This is a genomic window from Bacillus cereus group sp. MYBK245-2 (assembly GCF_051916145.1).
Classification (GTDB): domain Bacteria; phylum Bacillota; class Bacilli; order Bacillales; family Bacillaceae_G; genus Bacillus_A; species Bacillus_A pacificus.
Genome location: NZ_JBQAGB010000048.1, coordinates 1 through 901, shown reverse-complemented (window position 1 = coordinate 901; position 901 = coordinate 1). Strand labels below are relative to the sequence as shown.

Sequence of the window (901 nt, the reverse complement as noted above, 5' to 3'; positions counted from 1 at the left end):
GAAAGTAGACGGCTACGAGACAAAAGTAGAAGGAACAACAATCACGAACACATACAAAAATACAGACAAAACCGAAGTAAGTGGTAAGAAAGTCTGGGAAGACTACAACAACAAGTTCAACACACGTCCAGGAAGCATCAAAGTACAACTGCTTCAAAATGGAACAGAATTTAAAACAGAAGAAGTAAAAGCAGATAAAGAAGGTAACTGGAACTTCAGCTTCAAAGATCTACCGAAGTATGATGGAGAAGGAAACGAAATCCAATATACAGTAAGTGAAGTGAAAGTAGACGGCTACGAGACAAAAGTAGAAGGAACGACAATCACGAACACATACAAAAATACAGACAAAACAGAAGTAAATGGTAAGAAAGTCTGGGAAGACTACAACAACAAGTTCAACACACGTCCAGGAAGCATCAAAGTACAACTGCTTCAAAATGGAACAGAATTTAAAACAGAAGAAGTAAAAGCAGATAAAGAAGGTAACTGGAACTTCAGCTTCAAAGATCTACCGAAGTATGATGGAGAAGGAAACGAAATCCAATATACAGTAAGTGAAGTGAAAGTAGACGGCTACGAGACAAAAGTAGAAGGAACAACAATTACGAACACATACAAAAATACAGACAAAACAGAAGTAAATGGTAAGAAAGTCTGGGAAGACTACAACAACAAATTCAACACACGTCCAGGAAGCATCACAGTACAATTGCTTCAAGGTGATAAAGTAGTACAAGATGCGACAGTGAAAGCTGATGAAAAAGGCAACTGGAACTTCAGCTTTAAAGATTTACCGAAGTATGATGAAAAAGGCAATGAAATCAAGTACACAGTAAGTGAAGTGAAAGTAGACGGCTACGAGACAAAAGTAGAAGGAACGACAATTACGAACACGTAT

Annotated in this window: 1 protein-coding gene; it reads left to right on the top strand. The window is 37.6% G+C overall.

Translation table 11 applies throughout. The features are described from left to right. Nucleotides 1–901 (top strand): Cna B-type domain-containing protein (locus ACTFRN_RS28025; RefSeq protein ID WP_440038764.1); only part of this gene is annotated, 901 nt, incomplete at both ends.